Source organism: Deltaproteobacteria bacterium (genome assembly GCA_016183235.1).
Classification (GTDB): Bacteria; UBA10199; UBA10199; order DSSB01; family JACPFA01; genus JACPFA01.
Map to the genome: position 1 here is coordinate 103559 of JACPFA010000003.1, position 17425 is coordinate 120983.

The window sequence follows — 17425 nt, forward strand, 5'->3', positions numbered from 1 at the left end:
GAGTATTCCTTCGTCATCCTCTAATTCAAAAAAACAATAAAATTTTTTAGCCCTCCGGAGCCTGTCCTGAGGCTTAGCGAAGGATCCGACCTCCTGCGCTGAAAGGTTTTCAACAACACAGACCTTAAGCACTATTTTTCTTCAAGATACAATAATACATCGGCCCCATATGATGCTCGCTGGGTAAGACTAAATATCCGTATTTGCGTTTCCAACCGATATTTAATGGGCAAGCTTCGTCAATTTCAATTTCGTTTTTGAATTTCGATAATAAAAATTCGATGTTCGCTTCGTTTTCCAAAGGTGAAATGCTGCAAGTGGAATAAACAATGGTTCCACCGGGTTTGGTGCAAGCTAAACCTGCTTTGAAAATTTTACGTTGCCGTTTAGCCAATAAATGAGAACGGCTGGGGTTCCATTTTTTTAATTCTTCTGAATTTTGTAAAACATGGGCTTCCATCGAACAAGGCACATCCAATAAAACTTTATCAAATGAATTAGGGTGCTCGGCTGCGATATCGCGCGGGGTTTGATGCAGGAGTTTAAGTTCCCACTGCCCTTGATCACGCGGCACTTTGAAGCGTTGAAAATTGTGTTTTAACCTTAAAAACCGCGCTGGTGAGATTTCATTGGCCCATAAGGTACCCTGATAAGCCATGAGATCGGCCATGAACAAGCTTTTGCCGCCAGGGGCAGCGCATAAATCGAGCACTCGCTCGCCGGGTTGAACTTGCAAGGCTAATACGGGCAACAGTGAAGAGGGGTCTTGAAGATAATAAGCCGAACTATGATGATCGAGTTTCTTAACATCGCTTGGATGAATAACCCAAAAGGCCTGGGGGTAAAAAGGTAAGGGTTCTAATTGCACCCCTTGTTCTTTTAGTTTAATTGTCTCGCCTTCAGGATCCCCCTGCATTTGATGAAATCGCAACGAGCGATGTTCGCATTCAATTAAACCAGCAAGGATTGGGGGAGAAAACCACTGAGAATAATAATCAAAAAGGGCCGCTTTATTCACCCATGATTTGGAAGACAATTTTTCGTGTTCTGGGCCCATCAAAATCGACCATGCCTAAGCGTTGCCATTGCCCTAACACCAATTGGCCTTCGCGAACCAATAAAGAAATAGAGGTGTTGCCAATCATAAAGGATTTAATATGGGCATCGGCATTACGATCACACTTATGATCGTCTTCGCAACGATTGGCGGTGCGTAATTTGGAATTATGCAGATAATCTTTAACCTTGGGGACAAACTCACGCATATGGTTATTAACATCGCCCATCAACATGGGTTCGTTGAGTTCGTTCACCGAAAGCACACAGGTGGTATGCAAAACTTGGGCGGTAAAAACACCATTTTTCAGTTGGGATTCTTTCACAAAGTTTTGTGCAAGCGTGGTTAAATCTTCCATGTGATAATAGTCGTATTGTTCAACAAAATCGGCCAACTTAGGGTCGAGCTTGCTGAGATTGTTATCGGTCGTTTTGATGGTTAACTCTTTAAATTGGATCATAAGCTTAGTCTCTCCTTCCCATGCCTGTAGAAAATTGATCGCTCTTTAACGCATCTGCTTGGGAAAATAAAGATTAAAATAACGAACCCTTCTAATGCTAAGTAGCCTGCCTTTGTCAAGGGATTATCAATAGTTACATAAGTAACTTGATGTATAAATTGTACGCCCTGGGGAATGTTGAAAAATGCACTTTCTGTCATCCCTGCGGAAGCAGGGATCCAGTGATTTCAAACAGTTCTGGATTCCCGCCGGAGTTTACCCCTGCGTAGGCAGGGGCGGGAATGACATTTTTCAACATTCCCCTCTGCCAAAATTCCCCCTGCTTATTTGACAGTTGATAAAAAGTTGTTAAAAGTAAAAAACTTACTGATGTGAATCATGGTAAATAGAGAAGACCTACGAGAAAGGATGTTCATGACTCAAGATTACAATCATTCCCTTTGCGAATTATCAACTCCTCAAGGCAAGGTCTTTTACTACAAACTACCACCTGGCTTAGAGCACCTCCCTATTTCCATCAAGGTTTTATTAGAGGCTGCCCTACGAAGGTATGATAATTTTACCATCCGCCAAATCGACATTGACAACATCGCCAACTGGCGCGCAACCAGCCCGACCCAAGTTGAAATCCCTTTTCAACCGGCTCGCGTGGTCATGCAAGACTTTACCGGTGTGCCTGCCGTCGTAGACTTGGCCACCATGCGCGACTCTATTGCTAAATTGGGCGGTGACCCCAAAAAGGTGAATCCACTTATCCCCGTAGATTTAGTGGTGGATCATTCCGTGCAGGTCGATTTTGCCGGCAGTAGCGATGCCTTGGGAAAAAATACCGAGCTTGAATTTAATCGCAATCAAGAGCGCTATGAATTTTTAAAATGGGGGCAAGAATCGTTTCAAAATTTTCGTGTAGTGCCTCCCGCCACCGGGATTATTCACCAAGTCAATTTAGAATATCTAGCCTCGGTGGTGATTCAGAAAAAAGAAAATGGCAAAACGATTGTTTACCCCGACAGTTTGGTGGGCACTGACAGCCATACTACTATGATCAACGGTTTGGGGGTTGTGGCCTGGGGCGTGGGTGGGATTGAAGCAGAAGCTGTGATGTTGGGGCAACCTATTTATATGTTACTCCCCGAAGTGGTGGGAGTTGAGCTCGCAGGCGTTCTACCCGTAGGGACTACCGCAACCGATCTTGTGCTCACCATCACCCAACTTTTGCGTCAACATGGAGTGGTTGGAAAATTTGTAGAATTTTTTGGAGAAGGTTTAAAAAACTTAAGCCTGGCCGATCGTGCCACGATTGCCAATATGGCCCCAGAGTATGGCGCCACCATGGGATTCTTCCCCGTAGACGAAGAAACCTTGCGCTACATGCAAACCACCGGCCGCTCACCTGAACTCATTAGCTTAACCAAAGCTTATCTCAAAGCCCAAGGGATGTTTCGCGAAGAAAATTCCCCGGTCCCGCATTTTTCTAGTACGGTGCAATTGAATCTTGCCACGGTTGAACCAAGCCTGGCCGGCCCCAAGCGACCGCAAGATCGCATCTCGCTCAAAAAAGTCAAAGCTAGCTTTTTAGATGCCTTAAAAAATTCTTACCAAGTTTCTCAAGAGCTTCCACCCAACACCCCGTTGCGCCATGGCAATGTAGTGATTGCTGCCATCACGTCTTGCACCAACACCAGCAATCCGAGTGTGATGCTTGGAGCTGGGCTACTGGCAAAAAAAGCGCAGGCGTTGGGTTTGAAGGTGCCTCCTTTTGTAAAAACAAGTTTGGCCCCTGGTTCGCGCGTGGTCACTCGCTACCTTGAATTATCGGGGCTTATCGAACCGCTTGGTCAATTAGGGTTTCAAGTGGTGGGTTATGGTTGCACCACTTGCATTGGTAATTCTGGCCCACTGCCTGATGCCATGGGCAAGGCCATTCGTGATAACAAATTAGTGGTGGCTGGGGTGTTAAGTGGTAATCGCAATTTTGAAGGCCGTATTCACCCTTGGGTGCAAGCTAATTATTTAGCCTCTCCACCTTTAGTTGTGGCTTATGCATTAGCGGGTAGGATCGATATTGATTTTGACCTGGAACCTTTGGGTAAAGACCAAAAGGGAAAAAACGTTTATTTAAAAGATCTGTGGCCAACCCCCCAAGAAATTCAGGCCACCCTCAACGAATTTGTAACTTCTAAAATTTACCAAGAAGAATACAAAAATGTTTTTCATTGTAATGACCAATGGAATCAAATCAAAATTTCCAAAGGCGATCGCTACACTTGGCAGTCAAACAGCACCTACATTCGCAAACCAACTTTCTTTGATCAACTAACCGCGTCGGTTCAACCCATCAAACCCATAGGCGGTGCACGGGTGCTAGCTATGTTGGGGGACAGTGTCACTACCGATCATATTTCTCCGGCTGGAAGCATTGCCGAAGGGAGTCCGGCGGCTCAATATTTATTAGCGCACGGCGTGCAAAAGACGGATTGGAATAGTTATGGTGCCAGACGAGGCAACCACGAAGTCATGATGCGCGGTACCTTGGCCAATATTCGGATTAAAAACGAACTTGTTCCCGGCATTACCGGTGGTTTTACAAAATATTTCCCCACCAGCGAAACTTTATCGATTTATGAAGCAAGCGAACGCTATCAAAAAGATCAAACGCCTCTCGTGATTATCGCGGGCAAAGAATATGGCACGGGCTCTAGCCGCGATTGGGCAGCTAAGGGCGTCTTTTTGCTGGGAGTGAAGGCGGTCATCGCCGAGAGTTTTGAACGGATTCATCGTTCTAACTTAGTGGGCATGGGTGTCTTACCCTTGCAATTTAGAGAGGGCGAAAGTCGCAAGACCTTGAATCTGACGGGCGAAGAGATCCTCTCAATTCCTGACCTAAATGATTCCGTGACCCCCGGCCAATATTTGAGCATCGTTGCACAGCAGCCAAGCGGTGAGAAAAAAACTTTTCAGGTAAAATGTCGAATCGACACCCCCGTCGAAGTCAATTATCTACGAAATGGCGGTATTTTACATACGGTTTTACGCCAAATGGCTAAGTAAAACATTTGCTTTACTTACCAAAGAGCGAAAAGCTACAATGGCTAAAGGGGTTAATTTCCCTTGCTAAGGGTTTGTTTATGAAGGGGTATTTATGAAAACATTCATTTTATTTTTCATTTTTTGTTCTTTGGTCTTGGTCGGCGTAGTTTCGATGGCGGAAGAAGAGCAAAGGGGTGATCCACAACCTCAAGACATCGTAAATCCAAAAATTTGGCCTGAGAATGGCCCTATTTATGTAGTTATCGCTTCCAATCCCGGGGGAGTGGTACCTCGGCGGGCCATTGTACGCCAAGTTGCTGGGCAACCCATTCTCAATCGAGGTTCAGATTGCGTTCTCCCTGAAGAGCTTGAAGAACGAGTTGTTCCATTTTGCAAAGTAGGAGATGAAGAAATAAAAGACTATGGCTTGTATTATAAAAATCGGGGCAGCTATGTTAAATGCGTTTCAGTGATGAATAGCAACCAACTATTGAATGATCGGCAACTTGCCGTACCCCAGGCTCTATTTTCAGTAAAGACATGTTTACGTATCCAACAGGCAGTTAGAGAAACCTGGGAATGAATTAGTCCCGGAAGGTTTGAAAAACAACATCCCATAAAGGGCTGCTGACGCCGAAGCGGGTGTTGGGGTTTTGGAAGTGGTGTTTTAGGTGATAACTTTCACGAAGTGATAATCACCCCACTCTTTGAAGAAATAATAAAAAACCACCGCCAATGGAACCGACATTAGTGGGGAGAGTAATAAACGCGTTTGATCGTTGGGATAACGATGATGAACCTCATGAAATAAAAACATGATTCGTTTGCCCCATGGAGTTTTGGGACGATAATGAAAAACCAAACGATGGATGCAATATTCGGTAAAACTCCAAAACAACATCCCTAAGCCAAAATAAAAAAGATTTTCTCCTAAAACATGGGCCGAAAACCCTAGAACTCCTGCTAGCAACACAACCGGACCAAATAGCGCCAACGGTAACAAGGGGTGCATATGGGTAAAGCGCTCGAGAAAATCACTTTGAAATAACCGAACCGAAGTATTTTGGACATTTTGCATGACGGAGGTATTTAATCAAAAAATTGAGATTTGTAAACCAGCTCAAAATGGGGAGTTTTGTCCTTGCACATCTGACAGTAACTATTGTAAAGCAAAAAAATAGTCATTATGCCTATAAAATTGACTTAATACTCATAAGGCTTTATAATAAGTTTATATGATGAAATATAGCCTTGACCTGAAAAAATTTAAGCAATACCTGGCTCAACAAGGTTATCGTGGCATGGCTGATTTTGCTCGCAAGGCTAAGATCCACCGCAATACGCTACAAAACCTCATTCGCGGTAAAGAATTATTTTGTCGGGCTTTTTCAAAAATTGCAGCCAAATTAAAAGTTGATCCCCTCGATCTCATGAGCCCTCAATTTAGCATTTCTACAAAAGTTAAAAACGTTCAATTAATTTACCCCTTTGTTGTTCGGTTACTGAAAGAAGATAAAAATATAACTTTAGTCTTATTGGGTTCACGAGTGACCGGACAAATGAAAAAATATTCTGATTGGGATATTGGTGTGCTTCGCTATCCACAACCTTTAACCGGTAAAGAATTTTTAAAACTTAAAGGGATTCTTGATGAGATGAGCGAAGATTTTGTTTATCAGATTGATCTCATCAATCTTAATCAAGCACCTCATTGGTTTTTAGAAAGCATTCAACATAATGTTATCTATCTAGAAGGAAACCTAGAAGGGTTTAGTTATCTGCAAGGAATATTTAATGGAATCGAAAAAGAAAAAGCTGCTTAAAGCTAAAAAAAATTTAGAAGCGGCTCTCAAGCAATATCAACAAAACTCGAATGAACTCAATTTTTTGACCGTCGTTAAAACCTATGAAATTGTCGTGGAGTATGCATGGCGTGAATTAAAGCTAGTCGTTGAAGATGAAGGCCTAGAAGCACCCTCTCCAAAAATGGCAATCAAACAAGCTGCGAAGCTTAATTATCTTAATAAACCTGAAGTTTGGCTACTGTGCATTGATGCTCGAAATAACAGTGTTCATGATTACTTTGGGATTTCAGAAAAAGAATATATTGAATTGGCTAAAAATCTTCTAGTGCTTATGAAAGAAGCAAAAGTCTTCCAAACATAAACTATTTATAGTTGTAGCCTATCCCAATTTGTAAACCACCTTGAAATAATGGCACGCTGAAAATTTACCGATGAATGGTGATCATTTCCCAGCTAATAATTCTTCTAAGGCATAGAGGGTTTTTTGAGGGAAGCGTTCCTGGGAATAATACTCGGTAATAACTGCTAAGGCTTGTTGATAAGTTTCAATATTAAGATTTCTTAATAAATAGCGGATATCTTCCAAATCATGAAATTCTTCGCCAATCCTCATGGCCAAACATTTCATGGCCAGTAAATATTCTGACTTTGCCACAAAAACTTTCAAATGGCTTAAGGCAAGATAAGAACAAAAACCCCCTTTTTCACTCAAATAACCTTTAACTCCGTCATTGAGCCAATTTTCAGAAATACCCGCCTTCGTTGCGACTCTTTTTGCCGCTTCTCGAACTTTGGAAGCTGGCCGAAAGTAACCATCTATATCTTTAGTAGAAGGTCGGGCATTGAAAGCTAAACACATCACTGCACCACCCACTAAATAAAGCTCCCCTTGAATAGAAATATTTTTCAATTCTTCGTTTAGCAACTTAAATAGTCGTTCAATATCTCGTTTTGATAGCATTTAAATTTGATCTCCCAGGCTTGCATCAATAAAGATATTGCGCCTACGAAAGCTCGGCAGTGCTTGAGTCAAAAGATGAAGTCGTAACGATTCAAGATCAGAACCAAAGACAGGCTTTAGCAAAGGAGGGATTTCACTTAACCAGTGTGGTGGTTCTATCCCCTTTTTCTGCGCAGCATATTCCAACATAGCGGCCAGGTAATTGAGCCAATAAGGATCTGCAATCATTCTAGGAGGATCTTCCACCACCCCCGTAAATTCTTGGGCAGAAAGCTTGGTTAAAAATTCATTGAGTTCGGCTAAAACAAACCTAGGCTCTTGCCCATGGGCCAGGCGCCTTACGAGCGAATGAAATACTTCTTTTTGAGGTGGTAAAATTTTAGTTAAAATCCACTCCGACATATCTAGGTTGGTCTTTCTTGCCAAAATTTTAAGAGCCCTTTTTTGCTGTGGACTTATTCGAATTTGTAGCTGGGCAGTTTTAGTTTCCATCGCATGATTAATATAGGTTGATTATTTTTATATGTCAATACTAATGTATTGACATTAAAGTCAGGACATCTATGACTTAATATTAACCACTCCTTACAATAAGCCTTGTGGCCTCCCCCAAAATATGGAATCATGACCCGCACAAATGATGCCTTTTTTCTGGATTTTTTTAGCATTTTATTTGGTTTATTTTTTCAGCTCTTATGGGCTGGATATACTTAATTTGGCTCAGCTTAAAAAGCATGCAGGGCAAATCCCTCCTCTATTCAAGCCCTATATTGATGAAGCCAATTATCAAAAGACGCAAGAGTATACCCGGGCTAAAACTCACTATCTATGGGCTCACCGTGCCTTTGATGCGTTGATTCTTTGGGGCCTGCTCTTAACCGGCATTTTTGCTAAAGTTGATGTTTGGTTGGGGCATTATTTTTCCGGCTATTTGCATAGCCTGGTCTATTTATTTTTCTTTGCTGGGGTTTTTTATGCCTTGGGGCTCCCTTTTGCGATTTATCACCAATTTGTTTTAGAAGAACGCTTTGGCTTTAATAAAACGACTGCCAAGACCTTTATTATCGATCAAATTAAAACCTTAGGCCTATCTTTAATCATTGGCGCTCCGCTGCTGTTATTAATTTTGTGGTTGATTAAGACCACCGGCACCTATTGGTGGGTATGGGGTTGGCTGGCTATTTTGTTTGTTCAATTTTTGGTGGCGGCATTATTTCCTGTTTTGTTGGCCCCTATTTTTTATAAATTCACTCCCTTGGCCGAAGGAGAATTAAAACAAAAAATTATTGCCATTGCCCAAAAAATTAAATTTAAAATGTCAGGCATTTTCACGATTGATGGCTCAAGGCGCTCGGGCCATTCTAATGCCTTCTTTGCAGGCTTAGGTAAAACTCGTCGGATTGTTTTATTTGATACCTTAGTGACCCAACTCACCACCGATGAACTGGTGGCCGTGTTGGCCCACGAGATGGGCCACAATATTAAAAAACATATTCGCAACGGGCTGATTTTATCGAGCCTCACTTCACTCCTTGGGTTTTACGTGCTCGCCTTACTGCTTCACCATGCGCCTTTCTATCTATCTTTTGGGATTTCAGCCCCTAGTATTCACATAGGATTTTTATTGTTCGGTCTTTTTTATTCGGCCGTAACCTTTCCCTTTGAACCTTTTTTAAATTGGATTTCGCGCAAACACGAATACGAGGCCGATCAATTTTCTGTAGAAGTCACGACCGACAAAGCAAGCATGACCCAATCTTTGATCAAGCTCTCTAAAGATAATTTATCGAATTTAACGCCCCACCCTTGGTATAGTTTTTTTTACTATTCCCACCCCACCACCTTAGAACGTGCTGAGGCTATAGCCTTTCAGAAATCGCCTAGATCAAGGCGAAAATAAATTTTCAAGCGAGACGTACTTTGATGGTACGTTGAGCGCAGAAAATTTATTTCAACGCAGAGATAGGCGATTTATGGAAGGCGGTTTACCAGTAATCTTCTTTATGAAGGGTGCCTCGCTCAGCGCCGTGATCGAGAATAAAGCCGTACTTTGAAAGGTCATCGACAATCCCCTGGATCATCCCGGGATTACCACACATAAAAACTTCTATCTTTTTGGGATCCCACACCACGCCACACTCTTTTTCTAAAATCCCGCCTCGAATATTATCGTTGATACGACCGGCGATCCCTTTCCAATTGGGGCTTTCCTTGGGCCGTGAAACCATGGGCAAATAAAAAAAGTTTTTATTTTGGCTGGCATAATTTTTTAATTCTTCATCATAGCCTAAATCGCCAGCAATACGCACCCCATGCACCACAATAAATTTGCGTTTTTGGTTAGAGTTAAAATGGGTTCGAATCATGCTCATATAAGGTGCTACCCCAGTACCCGTTGCAATCATCAAAACATCTTTATCTGCGGGGCAATCATCTAAAATAAATTTACCGGTAATTTTGGGGGCCATCCAAAGTTTGGCCCCAACTTTTAAATTAAAGAGCCTTGGCGTTAGTTCGCCTTCGGGAACCAACACAATATAAAATTCTAAGTTGTCTAAATTTTTTGGAGAACTGGCTACCGAATAGGCACGCCGAATCATTTTATTGGCATCTTGGCTGGAAGGCGGCGTGGTGCCTGAAAAAGCGGGCTCGTGGCTTAATAAACCTAGGGTGGCAAATTGGCCGGCCTTAAAAGCGTTTAAAGGAAAATCAGGCTTTACCGTAAGGATGTCTAAGCCCTCATAAAGGGTCTTACGGTTGATCAAAGTGGAATTATATTCCAAAGCCATGCATGCTCCCTACAGTGCTTGTTTATTCCTGCAAAGAAAAAAATGACTGATCCTCATCAGGTAGGAGGTAAGGGTTTATGGCTATTCCACAGGGCGCCTCTAATAACTTGGATTTGGGGGGACCTCTAAAAAGGGCCCAGATGCAAGGCGCCCGCAAAGACGCGACCGGAGCGTATATGGAAATACGTGAGGATCGCGGCTTTGCGGGCAACGCGACAGATGGGTCGTTTTTAGAGGTCCCCCACAGTAAATTCTTGCTTGCTCACCGGTGACTCATTACCGCGCAAATCCAAGTATTTCACATACACCGTGTGTTGCCCAGGCCCCACTTCTACATCTTGAATCATGGTCTTGGCCATTTTTTGTTTAGTCACGGGATTTTCAAAATCAAAATAACCCGTCTCGATAAATTTATTAGGGTCATCGATGCTATATAAAATCTTGGTGAAAAAGGCCTCGGGTGGAACGAAGGTGAAACCCGATTTGCGGCCAGGCCTTACCTCAATTTTAATACCACCCCCACCTTGATTGGCTGCCACCGCATCTTTTTTAAAGATGGTATAAGTTTGTTTGAGCTTGCCAATAATTTTTCGCCCTTCATCTAATTTTGATTTGTCGATAAAATGTTTGGTAAACTCACCCTTGCCATCCAATTCTTCAAACTTTTCGATGAGCATTTTTATTTGGCCGGCCTCAAGGGAAGAAAGCTGGCCCAAACCCACAGATTCATATTGTTTGGCCAAGGCTAAATAAACCGGGCCAAAATTAGGGTGTGTCTCCATCACTTTTTTTAATGCGGCTAATTTTTCTTCGTGAGTCGCTTCCAATTTGGCTAGGGCCATGGCTAAACCTGGGTCAGAAGGATTTTTGCTGACCAATCCTTGATAAACAGTTTTGGCAGCTTCACGCCCTTCTGAGTTAACGAGTAAGCTAGAATAATTTTCATGTGCATCAACATAACTAAAATTTTCAGAAAATAATTTTTCAAAAATCTTTTTCGCCTCACTTGCATTTCCATTCATTTGGTGAATCTGGGCGTTGTGATACCATTCATCGTTGGTTTTAGGATTGGTAATCAAGGCCCCCTCTGAACCTTGAAGATCAGAGTCAATGCCATCTAAAGTTTGCTGAACATCTTGCATGCCTTCTTTAATGGCATCCGTGCTTTGTCGAATATGCAATACGGATACTTGAACAGATTTAATCGTATCGCTCATACTTCCCATCAGCCCATTTTTGGGGGTTGCAAACGAAAGCACGGTAAAAATGGCCCACACTAAAACATTGCCCACCGAGAAAATTTGCCATCGCCCCGGATTGGTATACAGCGCCTGTTCCCAGCCCATCTCTTGCAACTTTTTACGAAAAGGACCTATCGCTAAAATGACCGCCGCAATGATCGAAATCACCAAAAGGTAAGGTGCAAAATTTACCAGGGGTTTTAAGACATCGATAATCAGCCCTGCCACCAAACCAATGATAGTAATAATTGGCAGGGCTTTACGAAACGCCTCAGCTAAAAATGGATATTTTTCTTTGATCGCCATAATCATCCCCTCAAAATTTATAATTTAGGAATACCACCCTTTTGAATGGCAGCAAGTTCACCCGCTACGGATTCGGGTTGATAAAGATTGCCAAAATTATTCCACATGGTTTGGGCCTCTTGGGCCTTTTCTTTTTTACGATCGATAATTCTTAAATCGATAAAGAAGGGCTGATATTTGCCTTGATCTAACAAATATTGCCAACGGGCCAGCGCCTTGGCATAGCTTGCAGTTTCTTCTTTAGAAAGCGCCCCATAACCTGGCTCAACCATCACACTCACAAATTCAAAATAGACCGGCGGATAATCAGGAAACTGGGCGATCAATTTTTTTAATTCATTCAATTGTTCTACTCGGGTGGATAAAGTCTTGGCCTGCATCATGAGGATGGTGGGATGAGTAGAAAATTTTTCTTTTAGTTTTTGATAAACCCCTGCGGTGGCATTTTTACCTTCGGTATTGTTGATAATACTTTGGTAACTTTCGTGTACATCCACAAAGCTCGGTTGCATCTCGATAAATTTTTCGTAACTTTGCCGGGCCATTTCCATGTGACCGTTTAACTCATGGATTTTTGCGTTATGATAAAAATCGGCATCGGAATTAGGCTGACTGATTAAGCCACCTTGTTTGGATAAAGCCTGAATTCGCTCCCGAACATTTTTTAAACGAGTCGCGGTGGTTTGAACATCTTGCTTAATTTTATTTAAATCTTGCTCAATTCCCAACATCGATTTTTGGATATGACGAATGGCCTCAAATTCGTTGGCGGCAAAACCCTCGGGTGGGGATTGTAAATAAAGAATCGAAAGAATACCAAAAGCTATAATAAACCCACAGGCCACCAAAAAACCGCCCCCTAAGGGGCTGGCAAAGGCTTCTTGCAATCCCACGGCTTTGATTTTTCGGCGAAATGGAATGGCATAAATGACGAGGGCAATCATAATACAAAGGAAGAAAAGAAAAGGCGCCAAGGCAAAGACTGGCTTGATGACATCCGAAATGAACCCGCCAATTGCACCCACACCCCCTACCATAGGGCCAATGCCACGCACGGCCGATTTAAGCGAACGAATCCCGGTTAATGACATAATGTTCCCCCTTGCTAAGTCTTAGACGTTAACCAGCATTATGCCGGGTTTTAAAAATAAAGGCGAACAAAATTAACAGGTTAAACTTAAACGATGAAGATAAGCAGGAAAGCTTTGCATGGCCGAATGTTGGGTGTAATAAAATAGTCTTGATAATAGTCTTATTTATGACTATAATCAAGACTATGAATAAAGACCTCAACGCGCTTTCTTCCACTGAATTTCTGCCGTTGAGCGAAGTCAAAGCAACTCTCTCTGCACAAGTGCGTAAAGTAGTTTTAGAAGGAAAAAAGATAGCCATTACCAGCAATGGTCGACCTAAAGCCGTTATCTTGGCTTATCAAGATTTTCTCGAAATTTTGCAAAAACTCGAGCCTGAATGTGGGCAGACAACTCCCCTGAAAATGATTGATTTCAATGATTGGAAAAAAGAACGACCCAATCGCAAAAGAATCTCTGAATCTATCAAACAACTGTTTGATACCTCTCATTTGTCTCGCAAAGGTCAAAAGACTTATAAACAAAAAAAGGTGAAATCTTTTGAAAGACCTTCAAAATGAAATTAGGGCGATAGCTAAATCCACTAAGGACAGTGAACGAAATATTCTCATCGCTTCCATTATTGCAGAGGCCTTACGCCAGATCGGCCAAGACCCCATTTTGGTGGGTGGAGCTGCAGTAGAGTTTTATACCCAAGGGGGTTACTCAACAGCTGACATTGATATGGTGACCCCTGGCGGGCCAGCCCTTGAACAAGCCATGAAAGCACTTGGGTTTGAAAAATTTGGCAAAGATTTTTTTAGCGAATCCCTTAAGGTTTACGTTGAATTCCCCTCAACTCATTTAAAAACAGAAGAACGATTTAACAGCATTAAGATTAATCAAGTTGAATTAAAGATCATTTCTATCGAAGATTTAATTGTTGATCGACTTTGCTCCTATAAATTCTGGAATTCAGAAATTGATGGCATCAATGCTTTATTATTAATGGAAGCAGAAACCCTTGATCAAGCTCGCCTAAAAAAACGAGCCACCTTAGAACAGGTAGCGGATGCCTATGAAGGCTTATGCAAAATCCAAGAAATCGTTATTCGGAAAAAGTTAGCGCCCGAAATGGCTGAACAATTGCTCAAAAACTTACAGAAGGCCATGGTTAAAATCAAAGAGACAACAAAGAAAAACGGGTAATGGCTTCTTCTACGTTGGCTCGCGAACCAAAGGCGGAGAGGCGAAAATAGCCTTGGCCGGCGCTACCAAAGCCTGAGCCGGGGGTACCCACAACGTGAGCTTGGGTTAAAAGTTGGTCAAAGAATTCCCAAGAATCTTTTTTGCCAGGGGTTTGCAGCCAAATATAGGGGGCATTGACTCCGCCAAAAACTTTATAGCCTAAATTTTCGAGGCTATGGCGAAGCATTCGGGCATTTTCCATATAATATTGAATAAGTTCTCGAATCTGTTTTTGGCCGGCTTCGGAATAACAGGCCGACGCCGCTTTTTGCACCGGATAAGATACCCCATTAAATTTGGTGGTTTGACGGCGTAGCCATAAGGGGTTGATGGCAACGGGATTACCTTGAGTGTCTTTGCCCATCAATTCTTTGGGTACAATGGTAAAGGCACAACGCGTGCCCGTAAACCCGGCCGTTTTAGAAAAACTGCGAAACTCGATAGCCACCTTTTTGGCTTTGGGGATCTCATAAATGGAATGGGGTAGTGCCGGGTCGGTAATAAAGGCTTCATAAGCCGCATCAAAGAGAAGGATCGACTCATTGGCCAAGGCATAATCGACCCATTTTTGCAACATGGCTCGGCTGGCCACCGCACCGGTTGGGTTGTTTGGAAAACACAAATAAATGAGATCGACCTTTTGATGGGGTAGATCGGGAACAAAATGATTTTCTTCGGTACACGGCATGTAGACTAACTGCTCGCTCCGGCCCGCCATAATGTTGGTATCGACATATACGGGATAAACGGGGTCACTCACCGCAATTTTATTTTTTAAACCAAAGATTTCTTGGATATTACCCGTGTCGCACTTTGAACCATCGGAAATAAAAATTTCATCGCATTCTAACGAAATCCCGCGGGCACGATAATCGTGTTCTAAAATCGTTTGAGCTAAAAAAGGATAGCCTTGCTCAGGCCCATAGCCACGGAATGTTTCCGGCGCCCCCATTTCATCAACCCCCTGATGAAATGCCTCAACCACAGCCTTAGGCAATGGCAAAGTCACATCACCAATCCCTAGGCGAATGATTTTAGCCTTGGGATTTTTCTGCTGAAATTCCCGTACCCGTCGCCCAATTTCAGGGAATAAATAGCCGGCTTTTAGCTTGAGATAATGTTCATTAATAAGAACCATAGTTGACTAAACTAGCTAATTGATCAGAGACTGCAAGAAAATTTAAAAGATAGAGGGGGACCTCTAAAAAGGGCCCATCTGCCGCGTTGCCCACAAAGACGCGATCCTCACGTATTTCCATATACGCTCCGGTCGCGCCTTTGCGGGCGCCTTGCATCTGGACCCTTTTTAGAGGTCCCCCAAAATCCAAGTTATTATATGAACCAAGAAGAAAAATTTGCAACGGCTATCAAACCTTTAAAAGATACCCTACCCCAGGGGGATATGGGATTTCTGCAAGACCTATTTGAAAAATACCGCCTTACCTTTCAACAAACTAAAAAAATTAGCGAAGCTTTGGTGGAATTACGGGATTGGAAACAGGATCTTTATAAAAATTGGTATTTGCCAAGTGAGCCTTTTGCTAGCCGAGATCAACTTTGGAAAAGTTTTTGCACTTTTTATGAGTCAACCAAAACCCAACCGCCTAACTACTCCCCTATTTCAGAACGCCCTTTGCCAAAGCAACATTTTGAGATTACAAATAGCACGCTCACTTCAGCACCTTTCACCTTGTGCCCCACGGAAAGCAGCGATTGGCTCTGCTGTGGGCTGCACAACATTAATTTGGTAGAAAATTGTAACCTAGGTTGCTCTTATTGTGCACTGCAAGATCTTTACCCTGAAAAAACAATCCAGATTGCCGATAATATTTTAGAACGTTTAAATTCCATTCATCTTGAGCCTAACCAATTTTACCGCATCACCACCGGTGAATATTCTGATTCACTGCTGTGGGGCAATCGCAATGGGCTACTTGAACATTTGAGTGGTTTTGCAAAAACACACCCCAATACTTTGCTTGAATTAAAAACCAAATCGATCAACACCTCGTGGCTGATGGAAAACAGCCATCGCATCCCAAGAAATCTGATGGTGAGTTGGAGCCTTAACCCACAAGTGGTGATTGATAATGAAGAAGCCGCCACACCCTCTTTAAATGCGCGCCTGAGGGCTGCCCGCCAAGTAGCTGATCTTAACATTAAAATCGGATTTCATTTTCATCCTCTTTTAAATTTTGATCGGGCCATCCAAGAATATGAAGCATTGGGCAAACAAATGGCGGTATCTTTTCAGCCACATGAAATTGCGTTTGTCAGTTTTGGGACTTTAAGTTTTACCAAATCTCAATTAAAGACCGTGCGTCAAAAAGTGCGCCATACTCAATTACTTAAAACAGCCTTTGTTCCCACCGGCGATCAAAAATGGACTTACCCCGAACCCATTCGGCTCGCCCTCTACCGCGCCATTCTTACTGGCATGAAAGATTGGATTGAAACTATTCCCCATTACCTGTGCATGGAACCGCTCACCCTCTGGCAACGGGTCTTTCCTGCCTTAACTCATCAAACTACCGCTGAATTTTCGACCGATTTTAACCAACGCTGCTTCGCCCGGCTTTAATAATAAGGTAACTTCTGATAAGTGCCAATAAAAGAAGCCGCTTGGCCACAGTAATATCGGCAAGTAAGTCCAGTGAATGATTGAGATGGCTTCACTTCCATAACTTCAATATGATTTTTTTTAAACAGAAACCGAAGGCGGCAGTGGATGTCAGAACCTTTTTCTTTTGCCACCCAACTAGCCTCTCCATTCGAGACTCGAATGGTGCCGGTAAGATTACATGAATAGCCGGGAGAATTCGGATCCAGTTTGATAAAAGAATCAATCAAAAAGAAATAGGTGTCACGGCCATTTTTGGATAATCCTAAAGTTGCCTTCGAGCCATCGATCATGCTTTGATAATTTCCACTATAATTTTGGTTATTCTTTGCGGGAATCTTTGATTGGCAAGTTACAAAAGCGCACACGAACAACAACAAACGAATCCATAGATAGAAATTAATGGATCTCATCAGGTTGATTAGGAACTTACAAGATTTGCCTGTTTTACTACAAGTCTTATATGTTTAGTTTCTAAGAAATTAAAAAGCTCAGCCAGCCTTTAACAGAGGGCGCCCTAATTGAATTCACCGGTTGCGAATGCGTATACTTACCGTATACACATTTTGTACTTTTTAGCCTAGCTCACTCAACTCCACCCCAGACGACTCAAGATAATCTGACATACTGTGGGGTCTTTTAGAGACTCATGGCAACGTAACTTTAAACCTAATCAAAGGGGGATATATGTGGAATGGAAGTAAGCGATCAAGCAAGTCCATCTTACAAGCGGTAAGGAAATGATATAAAAGATCTGCCATAACCAGGAGGTGATGAATGGCAGACATCAATAAGCGTGAGGCGAGGGAGCGGCATTGGCAGGGGAAGATTGAGGCAC

Annotated in this window: 18 protein-coding genes; 8 read left to right on the forward strand and 10 right to left on the reverse strand. The window is 42.6% G+C overall.

All coding sequences use genetic code 11. The annotated features are described in order from the left end of the window. Positions 1–124: 124 nt before the first annotated feature. Entirely contained in the window at positions 125–1018 is an 894-nt protein-coding gene (locus HYU97_00890; protein ID MBI2335310.1) for an RsmB/NOP family class I SAM-dependent RNA methyltransferase, read from the reverse strand. Beyond that, entirely contained in the window at positions 1011–1517 is a 507-nt protein-coding gene (locus HYU97_00895; protein ID MBI2335311.1) for a YjbQ family protein, read from the reverse strand. The genes HYU97_00890 and HYU97_00895 overlap by 8 nt, the downstream gene beginning before the upstream one ends. A gap of 408 nt (positions 1518–1925) precedes the next feature. Here HYU97_00895 and acnA point away from each other — a divergent pair, with 408 nt between their 5' ends. Beyond that, positions 1926–4568 (forward strand): aconitate hydratase AcnA, encoded by a 2643-nt coding sequence (gene acnA, locus HYU97_00900; GenBank protein ID MBI2335312.1) that lies wholly within the window; start codon positions 1926–1928, stop codon positions 4566–4568. Positions 4569–4659: 91 nt separating this feature from the next. Continuing rightward, positions 4660–5130, forward strand: coding sequence for a hypothetical protein (locus HYU97_00905; GenBank protein ID MBI2335313.1), 471 nt, complete (start codon positions 4660–4662; stop codon positions 5128–5130). Positions 5131–5214: 84 nt separating this feature from the next. Here HYU97_00905 and HYU97_00910 read toward each other — a convergent pair whose 3' ends face one another. Continuing rightward, on the reverse strand, positions 5215–5625 hold the full coding sequence (locus HYU97_00910) for a hypothetical protein (GenBank protein MBI2335314.1): 411 nt from the start codon (positions 5623–5625) through the stop codon (positions 5215–5217). Positions 5626–5782: 157 nt separating this feature from the next. On the opposite strand from HYU97_00910, the gene HYU97_00915 reads away from it, so the two are divergent. Together HYU97_00915 and HYU97_00920 are read left to right on the forward strand one after the other, a co-directional pair. Next, on the forward strand, positions 5783–6370 hold the full coding sequence (locus HYU97_00915; protein ID MBI2335315.1) for a nucleotidyltransferase domain-containing protein: 588 nt from the start codon (positions 5783–5785) through the stop codon (positions 6368–6370). Beyond that, on the forward strand, positions 6342–6713 hold the full coding sequence (locus HYU97_00920; GenBank protein ID MBI2335316.1) for a nucleotidyltransferase substrate binding protein: 372 nt from the start codon (positions 6342–6344) through the stop codon (positions 6711–6713). Before HYU97_00915 ends, HYU97_00920 begins: the two co-directional genes overlap by 29 nt. Before the next feature lie 81 nt (positions 6714–6794). On the opposite strand, the gene HYU97_00925 is transcribed toward HYU97_00920, so the two are convergent. Together HYU97_00925 and HYU97_00930 are read right to left on the reverse strand one after the other, a co-directional pair. Further along, the gene (locus tag HYU97_00925; GenBank protein ID MBI2335317.1) at positions 6795–7313 is read right to left on the reverse strand and encodes a hypothetical protein; all 519 of its coding nucleotides are present in this window, start codon (positions 7311–7313) and stop codon (positions 6795–6797) included. Further along, the gene (locus tag HYU97_00930) at positions 7314–7805 is read right to left on the reverse strand and encodes a hypothetical protein (GenBank protein MBI2335318.1); all 492 of its coding nucleotides are present in this window, start codon (positions 7803–7805) and stop codon (positions 7314–7316) included. 223 nt (positions 7806–8028) lie between these two features. On the opposite strand from HYU97_00930, the gene HYU97_00935 reads away from it, so the two are divergent. Next, the gene (locus tag HYU97_00935; protein MBI2335319.1) at positions 8029–9213 is read left to right on the forward strand and encodes a M48 family metallopeptidase; all 1185 of its coding nucleotides are present in this window, start codon (positions 8029–8031) and stop codon (positions 9211–9213) included. 85 nt (positions 9214–9298) lie between these two features. Here HYU97_00935 and HYU97_00940 read toward each other — a convergent pair whose 3' ends face one another. The 3 genes from HYU97_00940 to HYU97_00950 all read right to left on the reverse strand — a co-directional run bounded on the left by HYU97_00940 (position 9299) and on the right by HYU97_00950 (position 12740). Beyond that, on the reverse strand, positions 9299–10102 hold the full coding sequence (locus tag HYU97_00940; protein ID MBI2335320.1) for a ferredoxin--NADP reductase: 804 nt from the start codon (positions 10100–10102) through the stop codon (positions 9299–9301). Positions 10103–10332: 230 nt separating this feature from the next. After that, positions 10333–11649, reverse strand: a complete 1317-nt coding sequence (locus tag HYU97_00945) for a hypothetical protein (protein MBI2335321.1) — start codon at positions 11647–11649, stop codon at positions 10333–10335. A gap of 17 nt (positions 11650–11666) precedes the next feature. Beyond that, positions 11667–12740: a hypothetical protein gene (locus HYU97_00950; GenBank protein MBI2335322.1), complete on the reverse strand. Its 1074-nt coding sequence runs from the start codon at positions 12738–12740 to the stop codon at positions 11667–11669. A 185-nt stretch (positions 12741–12925) separates the two neighbouring features. On the opposite strand from HYU97_00950, the gene HYU97_00955 reads away from it, so the two are divergent. Together HYU97_00955 and HYU97_00960 are read left to right on the forward strand one after the other, a co-directional pair. Then, complete coding sequence (locus HYU97_00955; protein ID MBI2335323.1) at positions 12926–13300, forward strand: type II toxin-antitoxin system Phd/YefM family antitoxin; 375 nt, start codon at positions 12926–12928, stop codon at positions 13298–13300. Beyond that, on the forward strand, positions 13281–13928 hold the full coding sequence (locus tag HYU97_00960; protein ID MBI2335324.1) for a hypothetical protein: 648 nt from the start codon (positions 13281–13283) through the stop codon (positions 13926–13928). The genes HYU97_00955 and HYU97_00960 overlap by 20 nt, the downstream gene beginning before the upstream one ends. Here HYU97_00960 and HYU97_00965 read toward each other — a convergent pair. Continuing rightward, complete coding sequence (locus HYU97_00965; protein MBI2335325.1) at positions 13900–15105, reverse strand: LL-diaminopimelate aminotransferase; 1206 nt, start codon at positions 15103–15105, stop codon at positions 13900–13902. The two genes, HYU97_00960 and HYU97_00965, sit on opposite strands and share 29 nt — an antisense overlap. Before the next feature lie 198 nt (positions 15106–15303). On the opposite strand from HYU97_00965, the gene HYU97_00970 reads away from it, so the two are divergent. Then, on the forward strand, positions 15304–16548 hold the full coding sequence (locus HYU97_00970; GenBank protein ID MBI2335326.1) for a hypothetical protein: 1245 nt from the start codon (positions 15304–15306) through the stop codon (positions 16546–16548). On the opposite strand, the gene HYU97_00975 is transcribed toward HYU97_00970, so the two are convergent. After that, complete coding sequence (locus HYU97_00975) at positions 16545–17000, reverse strand: hypothetical protein (GenBank protein ID MBI2335327.1); 456 nt, start codon at positions 16998–17000, stop codon at positions 16545–16547. The two genes, HYU97_00970 and HYU97_00975, sit on opposite strands and share 4 nt — an antisense overlap. Positions 17001–17425: the final 425 nt, after the last annotated feature.

Bases quoted from the DNA above. Each gene is read 5' to 3' on its own strand.
- HYU97_00895 (MBI2335311.1), bottom strand. From the start codon at position 1,517: ATGATCCAATTTAAAGAGTTAACCATCAAAACGACCGATAACAATCTC.
- acnA (MBI2335312.1), top strand. From the start codon at position 1,926: ATGTTCATGACTCAAGATTACAATCATTCCCTTTGCGAATTATCAACT.
- HYU97_00905 (MBI2335313.1), top strand. From the start codon at position 4,660: ATGAAAACATTCATTTTATTTTTCATTTTTTGTTCTTTGGTCTTGGTC.
- HYU97_00910 (MBI2335314.1), bottom strand. From the start codon at position 5,625: ATGCAAAATGTCCAAAATACTTCGGTTCGGTTATTTCAAAGTGATTTT.
- HYU97_00915 (MBI2335315.1), top strand. From the start codon at position 5,783: ATGATGAAATATAGCCTTGACCTGAAAAAATTTAAGCAATACCTGGCT.
- HYU97_00920 (MBI2335316.1), top strand. From the start codon at position 6,342: ATGGAATCGAAAAAGAAAAAGCTGCTTAAAGCTAAAAAAAATTTAGAA.
- HYU97_00925 (MBI2335317.1), bottom strand. From the start codon at position 7,313: ATGCTATCAAAACGAGATATTGAACGACTATTTAAGTTGCTAAACGAA.
- HYU97_00930 (MBI2335318.1), bottom strand. From the start codon at position 7,805: ATGGAAACTAAAACTGCCCAGCTACAAATTCGAATAAGTCCACAGCAA.
- HYU97_00940 (MBI2335320.1), bottom strand. From the start codon at position 10,102: ATGGCTTTGGAATATAATTCCACTTTGATCAACCGTAAGACCCTTTAT.
- HYU97_00945 (MBI2335321.1), bottom strand. From the start codon at position 11,649: ATGGCGATCAAAGAAAAATATCCATTTTTAGCTGAGGCGTTTCGTAAA.
- HYU97_00950 (MBI2335322.1), bottom strand. From the start codon at position 12,740: ATGTCATTAACCGGGATTCGTTCGCTTAAATCGGCCGTGCGTGGCATT.
- HYU97_00955 (MBI2335323.1), top strand. From the start codon at position 12,926: ATGAATAAAGACCTCAACGCGCTTTCTTCCACTGAATTTCTGCCGTTG.
- HYU97_00965 (MBI2335325.1), bottom strand. From the start codon at position 15,105: ATGGTTCTTATTAATGAACATTATCTCAAGCTAAAAGCCGGCTATTTA.
- HYU97_00970 (MBI2335326.1), top strand. From the start codon at position 15,304: ATGAACCAAGAAGAAAAATTTGCAACGGCTATCAAACCTTTAAAAGAT.
- HYU97_00975 (MBI2335327.1), bottom strand. From the start codon at position 17,000: ATGAGATCCATTAATTTCTATCTATGGATTCGTTTGTTGTTGTTCGTG.